General features: G+C 73.8%; 14 protein-coding genes and 1 pseudogene. 6 read left to right on the forward strand and 9 right to left on the reverse strand.

The annotated features are described in order from the left end of the window. Positions 1-79 precede the first annotated feature (79 nt). Positions 80-2,224, reverse strand: a complete 2,145-nt coding sequence (gene uvrB / locus ACGFML_RS27435) for an excinuclease ABC subunit UvrB (RefSeq protein ID WP_393548059.1) — start codon at positions 2,222-2,224, stop codon at positions 80-82. 524 nt (positions 2,225-2,748) lie between these two features. Between uvrB and ACGFML_RS27440 the strand changes: the two genes are divergently transcribed. The 3 genes from ACGFML_RS27440 to ACGFML_RS27450 all read left to right on the forward strand — a co-directional run bounded on the left by ACGFML_RS27440 (position 2,749) and on the right by ACGFML_RS27450 (position 4,989). After that, positions 2,749-3,633 (forward strand): glycerophosphodiester phosphodiesterase, encoded by an 885-nt coding sequence (locus ACGFML_RS27440; protein WP_393548061.1) that lies wholly within the window; start codon positions 2,749-2,751, stop codon positions 3,631-3,633. A 148-nt stretch (positions 3,634-3,781) separates the two neighbouring features. Next, positions 3,782-4,381, forward strand: coding sequence for a methylated-DNA--[protein]-cysteine S-methyltransferase (locus ACGFML_RS27445; RefSeq protein ID WP_393548062.1), 600 nt, complete (start codon positions 3,782-3,784; stop codon positions 4,379-4,381). A gap of 65 nt (positions 4,382-4,446) precedes the next feature. Continuing rightward, a complete protein-coding gene (locus ACGFML_RS27450) occupies positions 4,447-4,989 on the forward strand; it encodes a DUF1697 domain-containing protein (protein ID WP_393548064.1) in 543 nt (180 codons plus the stop codon). Between the two features lie 21 nt (positions 4,990-5,010). Here the strand turns inward: ACGFML_RS27450 and ACGFML_RS27455 are convergent, their stop codons facing one another. Then, entirely contained in the window at positions 5,011-5,472 is a 462-nt protein-coding gene (locus ACGFML_RS27455; protein ID WP_393548066.1) for a type II toxin-antitoxin system PemK/MazF family toxin, read from the reverse strand. A 142-nt stretch (positions 5,473-5,614) separates the two neighbouring features. On the opposite strand from ACGFML_RS27455, the pseudogene ACGFML_RS27460 reads away from it, so the two are divergent. Then, positions 5,615-5,797: pseudogene (locus ACGFML_RS27460) on the forward strand (WGR domain-containing protein); the annotation flags it as partial. Positions 5,798-5,893: 96 nt separating this feature from the next. Here the strand turns inward: ACGFML_RS27460 and ACGFML_RS27465 are convergent. The 4 genes from ACGFML_RS27465 to ACGFML_RS27480 all read right to left on the reverse strand — a co-directional run bounded on the left by ACGFML_RS27465 (position 5,894) and on the right by ACGFML_RS27480 (position 9,200). Next, the gene (locus ACGFML_RS27465) at positions 5,894-6,571 is read right to left on the reverse strand and encodes a uridine kinase (RefSeq protein ID WP_393548068.1); all 678 of its coding nucleotides are present in this window, start codon (positions 6,569-6,571) and stop codon (positions 5,894-5,896) included. 41 nt (positions 6,572-6,612) lie between these two features. Next, entirely contained in the window at positions 6,613-7,059 is a 447-nt protein-coding gene (locus tag ACGFML_RS27470) for a hypothetical protein (protein ID WP_393548070.1), read from the reverse strand. A 99-nt stretch (positions 7,060-7,158) separates the two neighbouring features. Continuing rightward, a complete protein-coding gene (locus tag ACGFML_RS27475) occupies positions 7,159-8,103 on the reverse strand; it encodes an IclR family transcriptional regulator C-terminal domain-containing protein (RefSeq protein ID WP_393548072.1) in 945 nt (314 codons plus the stop codon). A gap of 152 nt (positions 8,104-8,255) precedes the next feature. Continuing rightward, on the reverse strand, positions 8,256-9,200 hold the full coding sequence (locus tag ACGFML_RS27480; protein ID WP_393548074.1) for a zinc-binding alcohol dehydrogenase family protein: 945 nt from the start codon (positions 9,198-9,200) through the stop codon (positions 8,256-8,258). Positions 9,201-9,931: 731 nt separating this feature from the next. Between ACGFML_RS27480 and ACGFML_RS27485 the strand changes: the two genes are divergently transcribed. Both ACGFML_RS27485 and ACGFML_RS27490 read left to right on the forward strand, forming a co-directional pair. Next, the gene (locus ACGFML_RS27485) at positions 9,932-11,317 is read left to right on the forward strand and encodes an NAD(P)/FAD-dependent oxidoreductase (protein ID WP_393548076.1); all 1,386 of its coding nucleotides are present in this window, start codon (positions 9,932-9,934) and stop codon (positions 11,315-11,317) included. Between the two features lie 121 nt (positions 11,318-11,438). Continuing rightward, positions 11,439-12,515: an RNA ligase (ATP) gene (locus ACGFML_RS27490; protein WP_393548077.1), complete on the forward strand. Its 1,077-nt coding sequence runs from the start codon at positions 11,439-11,441 to the stop codon at positions 12,513-12,515. Between the two features lie 39 nt (positions 12,516-12,554). Here ACGFML_RS27490 and ACGFML_RS27495 read toward each other — a convergent pair whose 3' ends face one another. Genes ACGFML_RS27495 through ACGFML_RS27505 form a run of 3 tightly spaced genes read right to left on the reverse strand, consistent with a single transcriptional unit; the run spans position 12,555 to position 18,711 of the window. After that, a complete protein-coding gene (locus tag ACGFML_RS27495; protein ID WP_393548079.1) occupies positions 12,555-14,426 on the reverse strand; it encodes a helicase-associated domain-containing protein in 1,872 nt (623 codons plus the stop codon). A gap of 14 nt (positions 14,427-14,440) precedes the next feature. Then, complete coding sequence (locus ACGFML_RS27500) at positions 14,441-15,889, reverse strand: SWIM zinc finger family protein (protein WP_393548081.1); 1,449 nt, start codon at positions 15,887-15,889, stop codon at positions 14,441-14,443. Beyond that, complete coding sequence (locus ACGFML_RS27505) at positions 15,886-18,711, reverse strand: DEAD/DEAH box helicase (RefSeq protein ID WP_393548083.1); 2,826 nt, start codon at positions 18,709-18,711, stop codon at positions 15,886-15,888. The genes ACGFML_RS27500 and ACGFML_RS27505 overlap by 4 nt, the downstream gene beginning before the upstream one ends. Between the last annotated feature and the right edge of the window lie 389 nt (positions 18,712-19,100).

The following is a 19,100-nucleotide window of genomic DNA, read 5'->3' on the forward strand; positions in this document are numbered from 1 at the left end:
GGGGCAAGGGCGTCTCAGCCCCGCGTTTTGTGGCGTTTCTGCAACACACCGTGGCCCCGCCGACGTGCGGCGACGCCCCTTACTTCACTCCCGCCTCCTTCATTTGCCGCAGCTCCTTCTTGAGTTCACCGACTTCGTCGCGCAGCCGGGCCGCGACCTCGAACTGCAGATCCGCCGCGGCGGCCCGCATGCGCTCCGTCATCTCCTCGATGAGCTCGGCCAGTTCGGCGGCCGGCCGATCCGTCGGAGTCGCACCGGCCTTGCCCTTCGCCCCCTTGGCGGCCTTCTCGCCGAGGGCCGGCACCGGGGCCTTGGCGCCCTTGCCCGCCTTGCCGCCTGTGGCCTGGGCAGGCCGCCGGTACGACGTCTCCAGCAGCTCCTGGGTGTCGATCTCCTCACGCGCGATCGTCGCCACGATGTCGCCGATCTTCTTGCGGAGCGGCTGGGGGTCGATGCCGCGCTCCTTGTTGTACGCCAGTTGCTTCTCCCGGCGGCGGTTGGTCTCGTCGATGGCCTTCTCCATCGCCGGGGTGACCTTGTCCGCGTACATGTGGACCTGGCCGGAGACGTTGCGCGCGGCGCGTCCGATCGTCTGGATCAGGGCCGATCCGGAGCGCAGGAAGCCCTCCTTGTCGGCGTCCAGGATGGACACCAGGGACACCTCGGGCAGGTCGAGGCCCTCCCGCAGCAGGTTGATGCCCACCAGGACGTCGTACTCACCCGCCCGCAGCTCGCGCAGCAGCTCCACGCGCCGCAGCGTGTCGACGTCGCTGTGCAGATAGCGGACCTGGATACCGAGCTCCAGGAAGTAGTCCGTGAGGTCCTCGGCCATCTTCTTGGTCAGAGTGGTGACCAGGACGCGCTCGTCCTTCTCCGTCCGCGCCCGGATCTCGTGCACGAGGTCGTCGATCTGCCCGTCGGTGGGCTTGACGACCACCTCCGGGTCGACCAGGCCGGTCGGCCGGATGATCTGCTCCACGAAGCCGTCACCGCGCGCGAGTTCGTACTTGCCGGGCGTCGCGGAGAGATAGACGGTCTGGCCGATGCGTCCGAGGAACTCCTCCCACTTCAGCGGCCGGTTGTCCATGGCCGACGGCAGCCGGAAGCCGTGCTCGACCAGGGTGCGCTTGCGGGAGGCGTCGCCTTCGTACATCGCGCCGATCTGCGGAACGGTGACATGCGACTCGTCGATGACCAGGAGGAAGTCCTCCGGGAAGTAGTCGATGAGGGTGTTGGGCGCGGATCCGGGCTCACGGCCGTCCATGTGCATCGAGTAGTTCTCGATGCCCGAGCAGGAGCCGATCTGCCGCATCATCTCGATGTCGTACGTGGTGCGCATCCGCAGCCGCTGGGCCTCCAGGTGCTTGCTCTGCTTCTCCATCGTGGCGAGGCTGTCGGCCAGCTCGGCCTCGATCCCGGCGATGGCCTTCTCCATGCGCTCGGGGCCGGCGATGTAGTGGCTGGCCGGGAAGATGTACAGCTGCTGGTCGTCGCTGATGACCTCGCCGGTGAGCGGGTGGAGCGTGGACAGCGCCTCGATCTCGTCGCCGAACATCTCGATCCGGACGGCCAGCTCTTCGTAGACCGGGAAGATCTCGATGGTGTCGCCGCGGACGCGGAAGGTGCCGCGGGCGAAGGACACGTCGTTGCGCGTGTACTGGATTTCGACGAAGCGGCGCAGCAGCTGGTCGCGGTCCATCTCGTCGCCGACCTTCAGCGGCACCATCCGGTCGACGTACTCCTGCGGCGTGCCCAGGCCGTAGATGCAGGACACCGAGGCGACCACGACGACGTCACGCCGGGTGAGCAGCGAGTTCGTCGCGGAGTGACGCAGCCGTTCGACCTCCTCGTTGATGGAGGAGTCCTTCTCGATGTACGTATCGGACTGCGGGACGTACGCCTCGGGCTGGTAGTAGTCGTAGTAGGAGACGAAGTACTCGACGGCGTTGTTGGGCAGCAGCTCGCGGAATTCGTTGGCGAGCTGGGCCGCGAGGGTCTTGTTGGGCGCCATCACGAGCGTCGGGCGCTGCAGCTTCTCGATCATCCACGCGGTGGTCGCCGACTTGCCGGTGCCGGTCGCGCCCAGCAGGACGACGTCCTTCTCACCGCCGCGGACGCGCCGCTCGAGCTCGGCGATGGCCGCCGGCTGGTCGCCATTGGGCTGGTAGGGACTGACGACCTCGAAGGGCGCCACCGTGCGTTCGATCTTTGATACGGGCCGCATGGGATCCACCGTACGACCAGGCACTGACAACCGGCCCAGCAAACCCTTCGACCAGCGGATTCGCACGGATGGCCGTACCCTCGCGCGGGCGCTCGACGCCCTGCCGGCGCCGCCGGGCCGCGGCCGGCCGGCGTCGGGCGGGCGGGCGGAGCCGGGACCGGTGCGGCGGGTCTGACCTCGCCAGGTCGGGTGCGGGAGGCGGTCCGGCGGGCGCGGCGACGGCGGCACGGGGCCCGGACGGCGGGGCAAAACCGGTCAGAGGCGCGACGGGTGACGCGGCATCGGTCGAGATGCGCGGTTGCCGCGGCTCCGGCAAGTTGGACGGCATCGGGCGTACGTCTGCTGCACGGCGGATCCGGGCATCCTGCACCTACGGCGCTCACACGGAAACCGGCCACGTCTTCTTCAGTCCCCGGCCATCCTCCGACTACCTACCGCTACGGCCCGGCTGCGAGTCTCCGACCGCATGACCGGTGCACGTCACTCCAGGTCAGCTCACGTCCCCGACGTCACGAGGAGTCCGTATGCGTATTCGCCCCGTCGCCACCGTTGTCGCCGGTGCGCTCATGGGTCTGTCCGCGCTCGTTCTCTCCACCGCCACCGCGCAGGCCGCGGCCGGCGGGCACACCACCGTCGCCATCGCCCATCGCGGCGCCCCGACGCATGCCCCCGAGAACACCCTCGCCTCCATCGACGCTGCCCGACAGCTCGGCGACGCCTGGGTCGAGAACGACGTCCAGCGCACCAGGGACGGCGAGCTGGTCGTCCTGCACGACAACTCGCTGGCCCGGACGACCAACGTCGAGCAGGTCTTCCCCGACCGCAAACCCTGGAACGTCAAGGACTTCACCCTCAAGGAGGTCGAGAAGCTGGACGCGGGCAGCTGGTTCAGCCCGAAGTTCGAAGGCGAGCGGGTGCCCACCCTCGAGGACTACATGGACGAGGTCGAGGACAACGGCCAGCGGCTCCTGCTGGAGCTGAAGTCCCCGGAGCTCTACCCGGGCATCGAGCTGCAGACCCTGACGGAGCTGCGCCGCGCCGGCTGGCTGGACCGCGGCCACGTCAAGCGCCGTCTGATCATCCAGAGCTTCAACGCCGGCGCGATCAAGACGGTGCACAGCCTGCGGCCGGACGTCAAGACGGGCTTCCTGGGCAATCCGTCGGTCGCCGACCTGCCCGCGTACGCCGAGTACTGCGACCAGATCAACCCCAACTACACGACGGTGACGCCCAGCTACGTCAACACCGTCCACGGGCTCAAGGGCCCCCACGGACGGCAGATGGAGCTCCTGACCTGGACCGTGGACGACGGCGCGAAGGCGGTCGCACTCGCCCGGATGGGTGCCGACGGCATCATCAGCAACAAGGCGGACGAGATCCGCGAGGCGCTGGAGGCCGACGACAGCTGATCACGCCGGCCGGCGGGCGGGACGGGCGCTGCCCCTGTCCGGCCCGCACCGGACTCCGGCCCCCGGGCCCGGTCCCCGGTGCGCCGCCCCCCCCCGGCCGGTGGCCGTTCCCCGGCTCGTTGTCAGTGCCGGGCCCTACTCTGATTGCGTGACGAATTCCGAGCCCACCGCCGGACCGGCGCCCTCGCCCGGGCCGGTTCCGGACCCCGACCGCACGGCCGGCCGCGACTGGGGCTGGACGCGCCTGGACTCCCCCATCGGTCCGCTGCTGCTCGCCGCGACCCGCGACGGCCTGGTCAAGGTGGTCTTCCACGCCCATGAGCGCACCGGCCGCCGCGAGCTGACCCGACTGGAGCAGTACTTCGGCCGGCCGCCGCTCGGGGAGACACCCCACCTGGCGACGGCCACCGCCGAGCTCACCGCCTACTTCTCCGGCGAACTGCGCGCCTTCACGGTGCCCCTGGACTGGTCGCTGTCGGGCGGCTTCAACGCCCGTGTCCTGCACGCCCTGGCCGACGGCGTCCCGTACGGCAGCGTCGTCGGCTACCAGGACCTGGCCGACCGGGTCGGGGAGCCGGGTGCCGCCCGGGCGGTGGGGGTGGCGATGGGCTCCAATCCGCTCCCGGTCGTCGTGCCCTGCCACCGGGTCGTGGCCAGCGACGGCGGGATCGGCGGCTTCGGCGGCGGTGTGGAGACCAAACGGCTGCTGCTGGCCCTCGAGGGCGTCCTGCCCGCCCCCCTGTTCTGACCGCGTGCGGCCCCGCCGACGTCGGCTCCATGAAGATTCCTGAAGGTTCGATGAAGGGCAGTGCCATGTCCCGTCAGATCGCTCTGCTCCGCGGCATCAACGTGGGCGGACACAACTCCTTCCCCAAGGCGAAACAGCTGGAGCTGGCCGAGTCGCTGGGCCTCAAGGACGTCTGCGTCCTGCTGCAGACCGGCAACATCGTCTTCGCCGACCCCGGGACACCCCCGCAGGAGACGGCACGGATCCTCCGCGACCGGATCGCCGCCGACCTGGGCCTGACCGTCCCGGTCGTCGTCCGGACGGGGGCCGAGCTGGCCGCCGTCGCCGCCGCGAATCCGTTCCCCGAGGCCCTGCCGGAGCCCAAGCACCTGCATGTCACGTTCCTGTCGTCGGCGCCGGCCGACACCTCCCCGCTGGACGCGCTCGACGAGGCCGCGTTCGCGCCCGACCGGTTCCGACTGACCGGGCGCGAACTGTATCTGTGGTGCCCGGGCGGCGTCGGCCGCTCCAAGCTCGCCGCGGCGGTGGCCCGCGCCCCGCTCGGGGTGACGGCCACCGCCCGCAACTGGAACACGGTCACCAAACTCCTGGCCCTGGCGGACGCCTGAGCACGTTCGGTGTCCGCGCCGTCAGCGCCAGCCGTAGCGCTCGCGCAGCCGGTTGACGACCAGGTTGAAACGCCCGCGGTCCAGGGCGCACGCCTCGCGCCGCATGCCGGTCGGGTGCACCCGCAGCACCCGGTCCACCGCCACCCACGAGTCGCGGCCCGCCCGGTCCCACGGGCCGGCGCCTATGGGCACCCACTCCCAGTCGTTGCTGTGCCGCTTGCTGGACAGCTGGACGGCCAGCAGCGTGCCGTGCGTCTCGCGGGCGACGACGAGCACGGGCCGGTCCTTGCCCCGGCCGTCGTTCTCCTCGTACGGCACCCAGGTCCAGACGATTTCGCCGGGGTCCGGGTCGCCGTCGTGGTCGGGTGCGTAGGACGTCCTGACGGTGCCGACGGAGCCGGGTCGGGCCTCCACGGTCGCGGTGGGGCCCGTCCGGCCGGGCAGCTCCGCGGGCTGGTCGGATGCATCGAATGAAGTGGTCACGCCCTCACGCTAACCGCCGCCCCCGGGCGGCCGGACAGCGGTCCGCGGCCCGCACGCGAAGGCCCGTTGTCAGTGGTCGCCCGTACGGTTTTCAGCAGCGGGAGAACGGCCGCTGGGGCCGCCCGGGGGAGGTGAGTTCGCCATGTCCGGGAGCACCGCGTATCCGGGGCCGTCCCAAGAAGGCGGCGGGGCCCGCACGTTCCGCGAGGTGTCGGTCGCGGGCACGGTCGTCTCGGTCCGCTACGGGCGGATCGGCGCGGCCGGGCAGCAGCAGAACTCGGCCTGCCCGACGCGGGAGCAGGCCCAGGCCGGAGCCGCCAGGAAGACGCCCGGGGCGTCGAGTCGGCCGCCGCCTCCGGGATCGTGGTGGAGCGCGTCCAGGAAGGCGGACAGCTGCGGGTCCATGTGGTCTCCGCGGCCCTCAGTGCAGGCCGCTCCAGGCGGGCCGGCGGGGGTCGTCGGCCCGCACGACGACATCCGCCGCCTGCTCGGGCCGCGTCTCCTCCTGGTAGCGGGCGAAGGCGGGCAGCGTCCAGCGCCGGTCCCGCGGCGTACGCCGGGCCAGTGCGGCGGGCGACAGACTCAGGTGCACGGTGAGATCGAAGGGGAACCAGTGGCCGAGCAGCAGCGGGCCGTGCAGCAGCAGGATCCCGCCGGGTGGCAGCCGGACGTACGGGCTGCGGGTGGCGCGGTCCGTGACGGGGTCCCACAGGTCGCCGAGCACCCGCCCGGTGCCGCCCGGGCCGAGCGGCTGGAACACCTCACGCCACAGGGCCTGTCGATCGAACCACTCGTCGTAGTAGGCGTCGGGGTCCTCCCGGCCGTACTCCAGCCGCAGGGAGGCGGGGCGCAGGAATCCGAAGGCGCCGGCCTTGTGCACCGCCCGCCCCCGGAGTCGCAGCGCCTCGGCGAGCTCCCCGGCCAGCTCGGCCGGGGACGCCGGGGGCGCCCCCTGCCCGAGCGGGGCCGAGAGCTCGGGGGAGGGAGCCCCGTCGATCGCCACTCGCAGCCAGGGGCTCCCGTCCTGCGCCGTCATCGTCGTGAGGTGCCCGGCGAGCGCGTCGGTCAGCCGTTCCCAGGTGATCGCTTCGAGCCGCACCCCGCCATTGTGCCCGGCGCCCCACGGCGGGGCACGCCGGGTCACTGGGGCGCCGGCCGGCCCGGGGCGCCGATCGTGAGGTCGGAGACGGTGCCCGCCTGGATCACCGTGCCGTGCTGCACTCCCCCGGTGATGGAATTGGTCACCGACGGCGCATGCGCCGGGCCTCCCGGGGGCTGCAACTCGTCCAACAGGGCGCGCAGTTCGGCGGCGGCCTGCGGATCCTCGCTCAGCAGGCGCCGCAGCCGCAGCCGCCAGGCCAGGGTCACGCCCGTCACGCCTTCCGCGTCGTCCTCCTCCTGGGCGGTCACGACATCGGCGCGCGAGCCCTCCAGCTCTCCCTCGAGCACCTCTTCGTCCGCCGTGCCTCGGCGCCGGGCGAGGAAGGAGGCCATCCTCCGGCGTACGGTCGCCCATGCCTCCGTCGTCATCTGCTGCACCAGCGCCGTCGCCCCCGCGGTCGCCAGCGCCGTCAACTCCGGCTCCATCGGACCCCTTTGTGTGTCGTTCGCCGGACTTCCGGCCGTCGGTGCCACCGTAGGGAGGCGGCCCCCGCCATGACCAGGTATCGGGCCGACCGCCCTGGTTCAGACCCCGCCCGCGGCAGGGGCGGCGGCTCCGTAGCGGCTGAGGCGGGCCGCCGCCTCCTTCGTCGCCTCGATGACGCCCTCGGGCGCGTGCGGCATCACGGACTTGAGCTTGAGCAGCAGGACGGCGCCCATGATGGAGCCGTCCCACATGATGGGCGCCGCGCAGGAGTTCCAGCCGGCCATGCACTCCTCGTACCCGAGCGCATGGCCGAGGTCGCGCACCTCCGCCAGGGACGCCAGCAGCGCGTCGTTGTCCCGGAAGACGCCGGGCCCCGCCTGGTCGGGTACGGGCTCGGCCAGCACCCGCTGCTGGACCACTTCCGGCAGGTAGGCGAGGATCGTCCGGCCGGAGGCGCCGGTGCGCAGCGAGCGGGTCACGGACAGCACGTCGCGCGGGGTCATGCCGAGTTCGGCGAGGTCGGAGTCGCCGACGGCCATGTCGACGCACTGGCGCTGCACCCCGGAGAACGGCGCGACCATGTAGAGGAACGCCAGACCGCTGTCGGTGGCCGCGCGCAGTTCGCCCAGTACGGTCTGCGTGGTGTCGCCGTCGAGTCGGTGGTCGAGCGCGGTGAAGGCCAGCTGGGCGGCGGAGGTCCGCAGTCGGTAGAGGCCGCGGTCCACCCGTTCGAAGATGCGCTGGTAGATACCGGACTGCAGGATGCGGTAGACGACGGAGTCGTCCAGGCCGGTGAATTCGCCGATCTCCCCCGGCCCGTGGGCATGGCCGCCGAGTTCGGCGAAGGCGGTCTGGACGAGGAAGACCCGCTCGGCATGGCTGGATCCCGACGTACGCGCTCCCCCGACGGACGCCCGCCCCGACGCCTGACGCGGGGGTGTGGCGGGGCCCGGGGCGGGCTTCGCCGTTGCCGTGGTGCCCGTTGCGGAGGGGGAGGCGACGGCCGAGGCCGTACCTCCCGACGCTGTGGTGCTGTTGCCCATCGTGTGCTCTCCCCTGGCAGTGTTCCGCGCCCGAAGGCGCACGGCATATCTGGTGCGAGCCGGCAGTGCGCCGCCCGCGGCTCCCGCTGCGGCCCCGGGTGGGCGGCTGCGGGGTCCCTGTCGAAGCCGTTGTGCCCGTCCCGCGCCCCGGTCTACCGGGCGACGTCGAGGGCGAGCTTCCCGGTCGGAGTGCGCGCGGCCAGGTCGTGGTGCGCCTGCGCCGCCTCGCCGAGCGCGTAGGTGCCGCCGGCCAGCGGCTGGAGCCGACCGTCGGCCACGGCGCCGAACAGGGCCCGCATGGAGGTGGGCAGGGCCGTGCGGTCCGCGTAGAGCTGCGGCAGCCAGAAGCCGGAGAGCGTGAGGGACCGCTCCATCAGGGCCCGGGTCGCCACGTTCGTCAACTCACCGCCGGCGAAGCCGTACACCGCCATCCGGCCGCGGGGGGCGACGGCGGCGAGGGTCCGCGCGAAGGTGGCACCGCCGGTCATGTCCAGCGCCGCCTCCACGGGGCCGCCGGCGGCCGCGAGGATGCGTTCCGTCAGGTCCTCGGCCGTGGAGTCGACCACGGCGTGGGCGCCCAGTTCGGCCGCCAGCTTGCGCTTGGCCTCGGAGCCGGCGAGCGCGATGACCTTGGCGCCGGCGTGCGCGGCGAGCTGGACGGCGAGCGAGCCGACGCCGCCGGCCGCGGCCGGGACGACGACGCTCTCGCCCTCGGTGATGCGCAGCGAGGTGAACAGCAGATGCCAGGCGCTGTTGCCCTGGAGAGCGAGCGCGACGGCCTGTTCGTCGGTGACGGCGTCGGGCACGTCCCAAGTGACGCGGCGGTGCAGCAGGGCCCGCTCGGCGTAGCCGCCGCCCCGGCACAGCCCGACGACGCGGCGGCCGCCGTCCACGGTTCCCACGACCTCGTTGCCGGGGACGTAGGGCAGGTCGACGGGCACGAGGTAGGTGTCGCCCCGCACGTGCACGTCGGCGTAGTTGATGCCGGCCAGCGTCACATCGACCAGCGCATGGCCGCCGCGGGGCCCGGGCTCGGGTACGTCCTCCAGCCGCAGCACGTCCGGGCCGCCGAATTCTCGCATCACAATCGCGCGCACGACTCTCCCTCGGGTTCTCAGGTGCTGTGCCCGCACAGGGTAGGCACGGCATCCGCCGACCTGCGGTCATGCGATCAAATCGCGCCAACCATCAGGGCTTTGGGACGCCCTCTTCGCGCATTCCGCGACGCATATCCGGCAGCTTTCTCGCGTCGCGAGAAAGCAATGGCATGCTCTTCCCTTATTTACACCGGTTTGCCATAGATCTACCCATCGGTATGTGGGAGGTGGCTCCTACGCGTCCTTTGCGCGTCCTTCGTTTCTTTCCGGCTACCGGAAGTGATCGCCGCCGCCTACGATCCGGAGCTGTGTCCGCCGCCGACCGGACGTGACGGCCGCGCCCATCGGGACGGCGCGTCCCGCGAGGCGGTCGCGTCGGTCCGCTCCGCCCGGTGACCACCGGCGGGGGTGGAGGGCGTAGCCCCGCGTTTGGCGGGGGGCACGGCCTGAGGGGGAATCATGAGGGGGAAGACGGGGGGCGGCAGGCCGGCGTTCGCGCCGGCCTGCCGGGAACTGCAAAGGGCACAACCGCTGCCGCCGGCACCACTGCGCCTGCTGAGATCCGCCTCGGCTTCCCTGCCCGCCTCGTTGACGGCCTCGATCACGGCCGCCACCGACGCCGTCATCGCCGCCGCTCGCCGGCACTCCCGCACGAAAGCGGCACCGCCTTTTCTGGACGCGACCCGCTACCGCCGCGGAACCGCGCGTCCCCGCCGAGAAAGGCACTGCCCATGAACGCGTCCAGCTCCACGAGCACCACCGGGCTCCAGTTCACCCACCCGCATCTCGCCGTGGTCCTGGGCGGCGGTTTCACGGGGATGCTGGCCGCCGCGGCGCTGTCCCGGCACGCCGACGTCATCGTCGTCGAGCGGGAACGGCTGCCGCGCACCCCCGCCTTACCCACGGACCTGCCGCAGGCCCGGCACGCGCATCTGCTGTCCGCGGACGGCGCCCGGACCGTGGACGCGCTGCTGCCCGGCGTCTTCGACCAGTGGCTCGTCGAAGGCGCCCGTTCCCTGCCGCTGCCCTCCGGCCCGGCCGACCGCGTTCCGCAGGGCCGGTTGTCCCGCCGGCCCGCGCAGTACGTGATCACCTGCTCCCGTGATCTGCTCGACCGGGTCGTCCGCGAGCAGGTGCCGGCGCTCCCCGGTGTCACCGTCCTCGACGGAACGGAGGCGGAGGGACTGACCGGTACCGCGGAGCACATCACCGGGGTGCACGTCCGCGACGCGGTCACCGGGCAGGGCCGCCGGCTGGACGCCGATCTGGTCGTGGACGCCACCGGTCACCGCTCCACCACGCCCGACCGGCTCACCGCACTGGGCCTGCCCGCCGTGCACGAGGAGACCGCCGACGCCGGGATCGTCTGTGCCACCCGTATTTTCCGCGCCCCGCCCGGCGCCGAGGACCGCCTGGTGATCAGCGTGCGTTCGGGCGCGGACGGCGGCCGTGCGCCGGGCCGGACAGCGACCCTGGTGCCCATCGAGGGCGGCCGCTGGCTGGTCACCCTCACCGGCACCGGAGGCGACCGCCCGACCGAACACGCCGACCGCTTCGTGCCGTTCGCCCGTCGTTTACCGCACTGCGTCATCGGAGACCTGATCGCGGACGCCGAGCCGCTGAGCGAGGTGCGCCTGACCCGGGACACCGCCAGTCGACTGCGGCGCTACGAACAGCTGCGGTCCTGGCCCACCGGATTCGTCGCCCTGGGCGGCGCGGTGGCGTCCTTCACTCCCGATTACGGTCAGGGCCTGTCCATCGCCGCCCACAGCGGCCTCGCCCTGCGCGAGGCGGTGCGCCGGCGCGGGCTGGACGATCCGACGCTGGCCCGCGCCGTGCAGCAGTCCGTCGCGCGCGTCGTTCAGGCACCGTGGACGGCGGCCGGCCAGGAAACCCCCGCCGCCCCCGCCGGGTCGCGGCCCTCGGCGGCGACCCGCCTGGTGCGCGGCGCCGTGGACGGCGTCCTCGGCACCGCCATCGGCGGCCCCCCGGTCTGCCGCGCCTATGTCGACGTGGTCAGGCCGGTCCTGCCCAAGGGCCGTTTCGCACGCCCGGCCGCGGCCGTGCCGGAATCCGCAGCGGCCGCGTCCGGCAGACGCGGACCGGCCGGGCGCTGACGGCCGGACGCTCCCGCTCCACGGGAAAATCCGTTCGCCCGGGGCCCGTCGGCAGACCACAGTGGTGCCGGGCGGCGCGACGTGCGCCGCCGACGGCTGTGCACAGAAACGGGGTTCCGACATGTCGACGCTGCGCGTCACGGCGGAGAGAGTGACGATTCACGAGCATCCCCACGCCGATGCGCTGGAGCTCGCCCAGGTCGGTCTCTACCGTGCCGTCGTCGCCAAGGGGGTCTACCGCACCGGTGACTTCGCCCTCTACATCCCCGAGCAGGCCGTGCTCCCGCAGGAGCTGGTGGCCGAACTGGGGCTGACCGGCAAGCTGGCCGGTTCGGCGGCCGACCGGGTCAAGGCGATCCGGTTGCGCGGCGAGCTCTCCCAGGGCATCGTCTGCCGGCCGCGGGCGCTGCACGGCAGGGACCTGGCGCGGGCGGGCGAGGCCGGCACGGACTTCGCGGCGGAGCTCGGCATCGTCAAATGGGTGCCGCCGGTGCCGATTTCGATGAGCGGTGAGGTCGAGGCGGCACCCGACCTGCTGCCGTGGATCGACATCGAGAACCTGAAGCGGTATCCGGAGGTGTTCGCCGAGGGCGAGCCGGTCGCGGTCACGGAGAAGGTGCACGGCACCGCGTGTTGTCTGACCTACCGCTCGGGGGACGACCGCGTCCGGGTGACGTCCAAGGGGCTGGGGGCGCAGCGGCTGGCCCTGGCCGAGGACCCGAAGAACCTGTACTGGCGGGCGGTGCACGCCCATGGCGCGCCCCGGGTCGCGGCGGAGATCGCCGCGGAGCTGGAGGCGTCGCGGGTGGGTGTCTTCGGTGAGGTGTACGGCGACGGCGTACAGGATCTGGGGTACGGCGCGGACAGCCGCCGCGGCGAGCCCGCATACGCCGTCTTCGACGTCTCGGTGGAGGTCGACGGGCAGGTGCGCTGGCTGGCGCCGCGGGAGCTGACGGCCGTGCTGGCCGGGCGGCTGCCGGTGGTGCCGACGCTGTTCACGGGCCCCTACGACGCGCACCGGGTGATGGAGCTGGCCGACGGTCGCGAGACGCTGTCCGGGCGGGCGGTGCACCTTCGCGAAGGGGTGGTCGTCCGGCCCCTCACCGACCGCTACAGCCCGGCGGTGGGCGGCCGCGCCATCGCCAAGGTGGTCGGCAGCGCCTATCTGACGCGCAAGGGCGGCACGGAGTACGAGTAGCCGACTGCCCGCCCGGCGGTCGGGCGGGCGGTCGGGCGGTCAGGCGTCGGCGTCCGCCGCCAGGAGGCGGCGGGCGAGGGCGAGGGGGGCGCCCGGGTCGCGCGCCGGTGCGGGGGCCGTCGAGCGGTGGGCGGGGAGCCGCTCGACGGTCGTGCCGCCGGTGTCCGATTCGAGGGCGGGGGCGTAGCCGGCGGCGCGCAGGGCCGCCAGGGTGGCGGCCGGGGGGAGGCCGCTGACCAGGACGGTCGGGGCGATGGCGCGCAGCCCCAGGTCGCGCAGGGCGCGATGGGCGGCGAGCTCGCGGACCAGGGCCTCGTCGTCGGAGCGGATGCAGCAGGCGGCGGGCAGCACCCGCATCCGGCCGTGGCTGCGGGCGGTGTCCCGGATGAGGTAGCCCAGCGGCTGCGGCAGGGTACCGGTGGCCGAGGCGACGGCGAGGTCGTCGAGCAGGGTGTCGGCACTACGGCCGGTGTCCAGGGCGCGGCGTACCGAGGCCGGGCTGAAGCGCCAGGTGACGGCGTGGCCCTCGGACTCGCGGTCGGCGGCCGCGGCGAGCAGTCCAGCGAGGGCGACGGCGGGGCGGCCGGGCACGACGGCCGTCAGATCGGCCTGGAAGTGGGCCTGTTCGAGGAGTGGTGGCAGCAGATCCCGCAGCGGTGCGTCGAGCGACCACGGATCGGCGAGCAGGGCCCGGCCCAGGGGGGTGAGGGTTCCGTGGGCGACCAGGCCGAGGAAGGCCGCCTCCTGCAGGGTACGGGCGGCGCGTTCCTCGGCCATCGGCTGCGCGGTGACGGCGAGGGGGCGGTGCCAGTCCGCGGCGGCGAGCAGGCCGCGCGGGGGGCCGTCGTCCGCGGCTTCCGGCGGCAGGGCGAACCCCGCGCCGAGAGGGACATCGGCGAGCGCGGCGAGCAGGGCGTGCCGCAAGGCCGGTGCGTGCCGGTCATGGCCCCGTACGAGCGCGGTCGGTGTCTCGCCGAAGGCGGTGTGGGTGGGGATGTCCCACAGGGCCGACCAGGCGGCGAGCACGGGGGCCAGGCGCTCGCCCGGCGGGCGGGCCAGCCAGTCGTCGTAGGCGCTGGTGGGCAGGGCGGTGATGCCCTGCGGGGTGCGGGTCAGCGCGATCAGGCCGGCGGCGAGGGCGAGGTCCAGGAGGAGGCGGGTGTGCGGCTCGGTCGCGCCGGCCGCCTTGGCCAGCCGCTTGATCTCGCGGATCGTCAGTCCGCCGGCCTTGCGCAGCGCGGCGGGCTGCGCCGCCAGCGAGGCGAGGAGGCGTTCCAGGGCGGCGGCGAGGGTCGCGGCGGCGGCCCGCGACTCGTCTGCCAGGGCCTGCGCCGTCGGCGGCCGTACGGGGCCCTCCGGGGCGGGCGGTGGGTCGTACCGGGGGGCGTGCGCGGCGAACGGGCCGAGGGCGGTGGCGGCCAGGAGTTGCGGGGTGCGCGGCGGGACGACGACGGCGCCGTCCTCGGCCGGCGCGGCCAGGCCGTCCTCGAACAGCGAGCACAGCGCGGCCTCGGCGGCCGTGCGCCCGGGGCCCGGCATGGTCGTCCCGAGGGCGTCGTAGACGTCCTCGGGTGGTACCGGTTCGCCGGCCAGGTGGGCGAAGGACAGGCGGTGCGCCATCAGGGACTGGTAGTCGGCGCCCGGGGCGGGGGCGGCCGGTGCCGGGGCGGCGCGCCCGGTCCGTTCCTGGCTGATGCGGGCCGCGGCGGCGAGCACCTGCAATCGGGGCTGGTCGAGGTGGAGCACCAGCTCGTGGAGGGTTTCGTACGACCACAACGCGCTTGCCAGGCCGCGCAGTCGGGTGGGGGCGGGGCGGCGGGCGAGCGGCTCGGCGTGGCGGGTGAGGAGCGCGGCGAGCTGCTGAGGGGTGCGCCGGGCGAGGGATCGGGTGAGTGTGTCGAGACCTTCCACGGCCCTGAGGTTAGTCATCGCGCGAGCAGGGTGGTCAGGGCGCCCACGGGGTCGGGGTCCGGTGGCCCGGTGGGCCACCAGTCCTCGGCGCCCGGTTCGGATTCGTACGGGTACCAGCGGTTGTCGTGGCCGAAGCGCAGCTGGATGCCGCGCTCGGGGTCGGTGAGGTGGTTGTGGCGCGGGCGCAGCACCGGGAGGTCCGCGGCGGTGAGGGCGCTGCGGGCCCGGTCGAAGTCACCGGCCGGGGGGTTCCATGGGGTTTCGAGGAGGGCGAGCCCTTCGGGGCCGCCCTGGCGCCAGGCGGCCACGGCGCGCGCCACGTCGGCGGGGGTGCGGTCGGTGGCGGCCGCGAGGTCGCGGTAGAGGGCCCGGGTGGCGGAGGTCAGCCCGGCCGTGGGGTGGGCGGTGGCCGCGAGGCGGATGGCGTCCTCCCACGGGGGCAGCCGGGGGAACGGGCTGCGGGCCGGCTGCCGTCCGGCACCGGGGCCCGGGCCGGGAGCGGACAGATAGGTGTGGGCGCGGGCCGCGGCGTCGCCGGCGAGGAACTCCAGGGCGGCCGCGTCGAAGGGGAGGTGGCCGGCATCCGGGAGGGCCGGTGGCTGCCCGGGGTGGGCGGGCAGGGGCAGGGGTGGTGGAAGCGGCGGCCGCAGGCGGTCGGCGAGGGCGTCCCGGGCGAGGACGCCGCGTGGTGGGGCGGGCCGCGTCGCATCGGCCGTCGGGGCGGGCTCGCCGGGGGCCGTGGCGGCCGGCGCGGCGGCGGGGCCCGGGGCGTCGGTGTGGGTCTCGCGGGCCGGGAGCGTGGCATGGCGGCGGGAGAGCTCGTCCAGCAGCTCCCGCTCACCGCGCCCGCGCATCAGCAGCAGGACGAAGGGGTCCGCGTCCAGGAGGCGGGCCGTCTGGAAGCAGAGCGCCGCGGCGTGTTTGCAGGGCCGCCCGTGGTCGGGGCAGGTGCACCGGGGGACGAGGTCGCCCGGGCCCGGGAGGAGGCGCACCTCCCCCTCGGCGAGTGCGCCGGGCAGTTTCTTGGTGAGCAACGCGGCCAGCTGCGCGGGCTCCGCGGTGATGGCATCGAGCAGGCTCTCCCACTCCTGGTCGGACAGGGTTTGCAGGCGGATCTCGGCGCTGTAGGGGCGGGGCCGGCTGCCTCGTACGGTGGCGACGATGCGGCCGGGCGTGACGTTGATGGTGTCGACGTGGCCGTCGCGCGCGTAGATGCGGCCGCGGTCGAGCCGGGCGCTGTCGAGGGCGCTGGTCTCCAGCGCGTCCAGCCAGGCGTTCCCCCACCAGGACTCGGCGAACAGCCCGCGGGCCCCGGTGCGGAGGGGCAGCGGCGGGAACGTCCGGGAGCGGTCCGCGCGCGCCAGCCGGTCCGCGAGGACGCGGCCGCGGTCGTCGCCGGCGGCGGGGCGGGGACTCCCCCGCTCCCGGCCGGTCCTGCCGCCGGGACGGTCCAACCGGCTCATGCGGACCTCCTCAGGGAGACAAGATCGGCCAGCTCGGCATCGGACAGCTCGGTGAGGGCGGTCTCGCCCCCCAGGAGCACCGCGTCGGCCAGTGCCCGCTTGGCGGCGAGGAGTTGGGCGATGTTGTCCTCGACGGTGCCCTCGGCGATGAGCCGGTGCACTTGGACCGGCTGGGTCTGGCCGATGCGGTAGGCACGGTCGGTGGCCTGCTCCTCGACCGCCGGATTCCACCAGCGGTCGTAGTGGACGACGTGCCCGGCGCGGGTCAGATTGAGGCCGGTGCCCGCGGCCTTGAGCGACAGCAGGAAGACCGGGGCGTGGCCGGCCTGGAACCGGTCGACCATCTTCTCCCGTTCGGCGACGCGGGTACCGCCGTGCAGGAGCTGATGCGGGATGCCGCGGGCACCCAGATGCCGCTCCAGCAGCCTGGCCATCCCCACGTACTGGGTGAAGACCAGGGTGGCGCCCCCCTCGGCGAGGATGGTGTCGAGGAGTTCGTCGAGGAGTTCCAGCTTCCCGGAGCGGGCGGCCAGGCCGGGCGCGGCCTCCTTCAGATACTGCGCGGGGTGGTTGCAGATCTGCTTGAGGGCTGTGAGCAGCTTCATCACCAGGCCGCGGCGTTCGATGCCCTCGGCGGCCCCGATCCGGGCAAGCGCCTCGCGGACGACGGCCTGATAGAGCGCGGCCTGTTCGCGCCCCAGCGCCACCGGATGGTCCGTCTCGGTCTTGGGCGGGAGCTCCGGCGCGATCCCGGGGTCGGACTTCTTGCGACGCAGGACGAAGGGCCGCACCAGACCGGCCAGCCGGGCCGCCGCCTCCGGGTCCTCCCCGCTCTCGACCTCACGGGCGTGCAGCGCACGGAACGTTTTGAGCGACCCCAGGAGTCCGGGGGTCGTCCAGTCGAGGAGCGCCCACAGCTCGGAGAGATTGTTCTCCACCGGGGTGCCGGTGAGGGCGATCCGGGCCGGTGCCTTGATGCCACGCAGCGCCCTGGCCGTCGAGGACCGCGGGTTCTTCACGTGCTGCGCCTCGTCGGCGACCACCCAGGCCCAGCTGTGGGCGGCGAGCCGGGCGGCGCTGCTGCGCATCGTCCCGTAGGTCGTCAGGACGAAGCCGTCGGCCAGGCCCTCCAGGGTGCGACCGCTGCCGTGGAAGCGGCGGACGGGCGTGCCGGGGGCGAAGCGCTCGATCTCCCGCTGCCAGTTCCCCAGCAGGGAGGCCGGGCAGACGACGAGTACCGGCGCGGTGGGCCGGCGATGGCGGTGGAGTGCGATGACGGTGAGGGTCTTGCCCAGGCCCATGTCGTCGGCGAGGCATCCGCCGAGGCCGAGTGAGGTCATGGTGTCGAGCCAGGCCATGCCCCGCAGTTGGTAGTCGCGCAGGGTCGCGCGCAGGCCGGGCGGCTGGGGCAGCGGCGGTGCCGGGGTGGTCAGGCGGGCCCGCAACGCGGCCAGGGCCCCCATGGGCACCACCTCGACCTCTTCGCCGTCCACCTCCGTGGTGCCGCCCAGCGTCGCGGCGAGGGCGTCGACCGGGTCCAGATAGCCCAGTTCGCGCTTGCGGGCCTTGCGTACGAGGGCGGGATCGACCAGGACCCACTGGTCGCGAAGTCGGACGACGGGGCGGTGGGCCTCGGCGAGGGCGTCCATCTCGGCCTCGGTCAGCGGTTCACCGTCCATCGCCACCTGCCAGCGGAACTGGAGCAGTTCATCGGTGTCGAAGAAGCCGAAGCCGTCCGCGGCCGAGCCTGGCGCCGGGCGCAGTACCGCCGCCGCGGTCAGGCCACGGGCCAGCTCCCTGGGCCAGTGGACGGCCACCCCGGCGGCGCCCAAGCGCGGCGCGGCCGGGCCGAGCAGGTCGTACAACTCGTCCTCGTCCAGCGGCAGTACGTCGGGAACCGGCCGCTGGAGGAGACGGGCGAGCGGCTCCCAGATGCGGGCCGCGCGCCGCAGCGCGAGGAGGGTGTCGACGCGGGACCGCGGCCCGAAGTGCTCGGGCTCCTCTCCCTCCCACAGCTGGCGGGCGTCGGTGATCAGGGTGGGGTCGGTGAGGCTGTGGACCTGCAGGACGACGGCCGCCGCGCTGCGCTCCTCGGAGTCTCCCGCACGTACCTCCCCGCCGTCGAAGACCTTGTGCGGGGCGAGGTCGAGGCGCAGGGAGAGCCGTACCCCGGCGTCGATGCCGGCCGCGGCCTCGGCGGCCCACTCCCGGGCACCGGGAAGCCGCTGCGGCGCGCTCGCCGCAAACGGGGCGCCGCCGGCCACCAGCTCGGCGGCCGGAGTACGTGGCAGACCGTCGACGACGGCGTCCACGAACAGCCGGACCAGTGCCACCGGGTCGGGAAGCCGAAGAGGGCGGCTGCCGGGGACCGGCACGGCGAACGCCTCACCGGGCATGGCCGCGGCGACGGCCCGCAGGTGCGCGATGTCATCGGGATCCAGGGGGCCGGCGCGCCAGGCGTCGGCGTCCTCGGAGGTCAGTCCGGGCAGCAGCCTGCCGCGCGCGGCGAGATGCAGGGCGTGCAGCGCGGCCGCGCCCCAGCAGGCGGCCGCCGGATGGGCCGCCGGATCGTGCCGGGCCCCGACCAGCACCGGAACCGCGTCGGCCAGGGGGACCAGCAGCGCCGGAACCGTGCGGCCACGGGCACCGTTGCCGTGCCGCCGGGCAACGGTCAGTTCCACGGGCTCACCGGCCGTCGCCGGCACGTCACCGCCGCCCGGCCCCGCTCCGACGTCCGGGAGCGGACCGCCGTCAGGCCGCCAGAGGGCGACCTTCCCCGCGCGCGGCAGCTGGGCGGGCACGAAGGTCACGGCACATCGCATCGCCGCAGCACCGGCTCCGCCGCTGTGCCCACCTGCCCCCGGCACGGTCGGCGCGACAGCGACGGCTCGCGCCGCAGCACCGCTCACCGCATCTGCCATGCCCGCCTCCCACCGCCTCGCCATGCCGTCCTCTCGTCCTGCCTCTTGATCGCTCCCGCATCGGCCTCCGCGCCCGCTCGCTGCACTTCGCACGGCTCACCCCCACGCCCCCGACCTGCGAGTCTACGGTCGCACTCACCGCAGGCCGTGCCGGGCGGGCGAGCGGCCCGCAGTCACCGGCCGACGGCACTTCCGCCGCCGCAGCTCTGCCTGAAACCGATGGAAACACAGGGCACTGACAACGCCGTTCCGCTGTCCCTCCCCACCCCGATTTCCGCAGTTGAACAGCA

It is taken from the genome of Streptomyces sp. NPDC048650 (assembly GCF_043199095.1).
GTDB lineage: Bacteria > Actinomycetota > Actinomycetes > Streptomycetales > Streptomycetaceae > Streptomyces.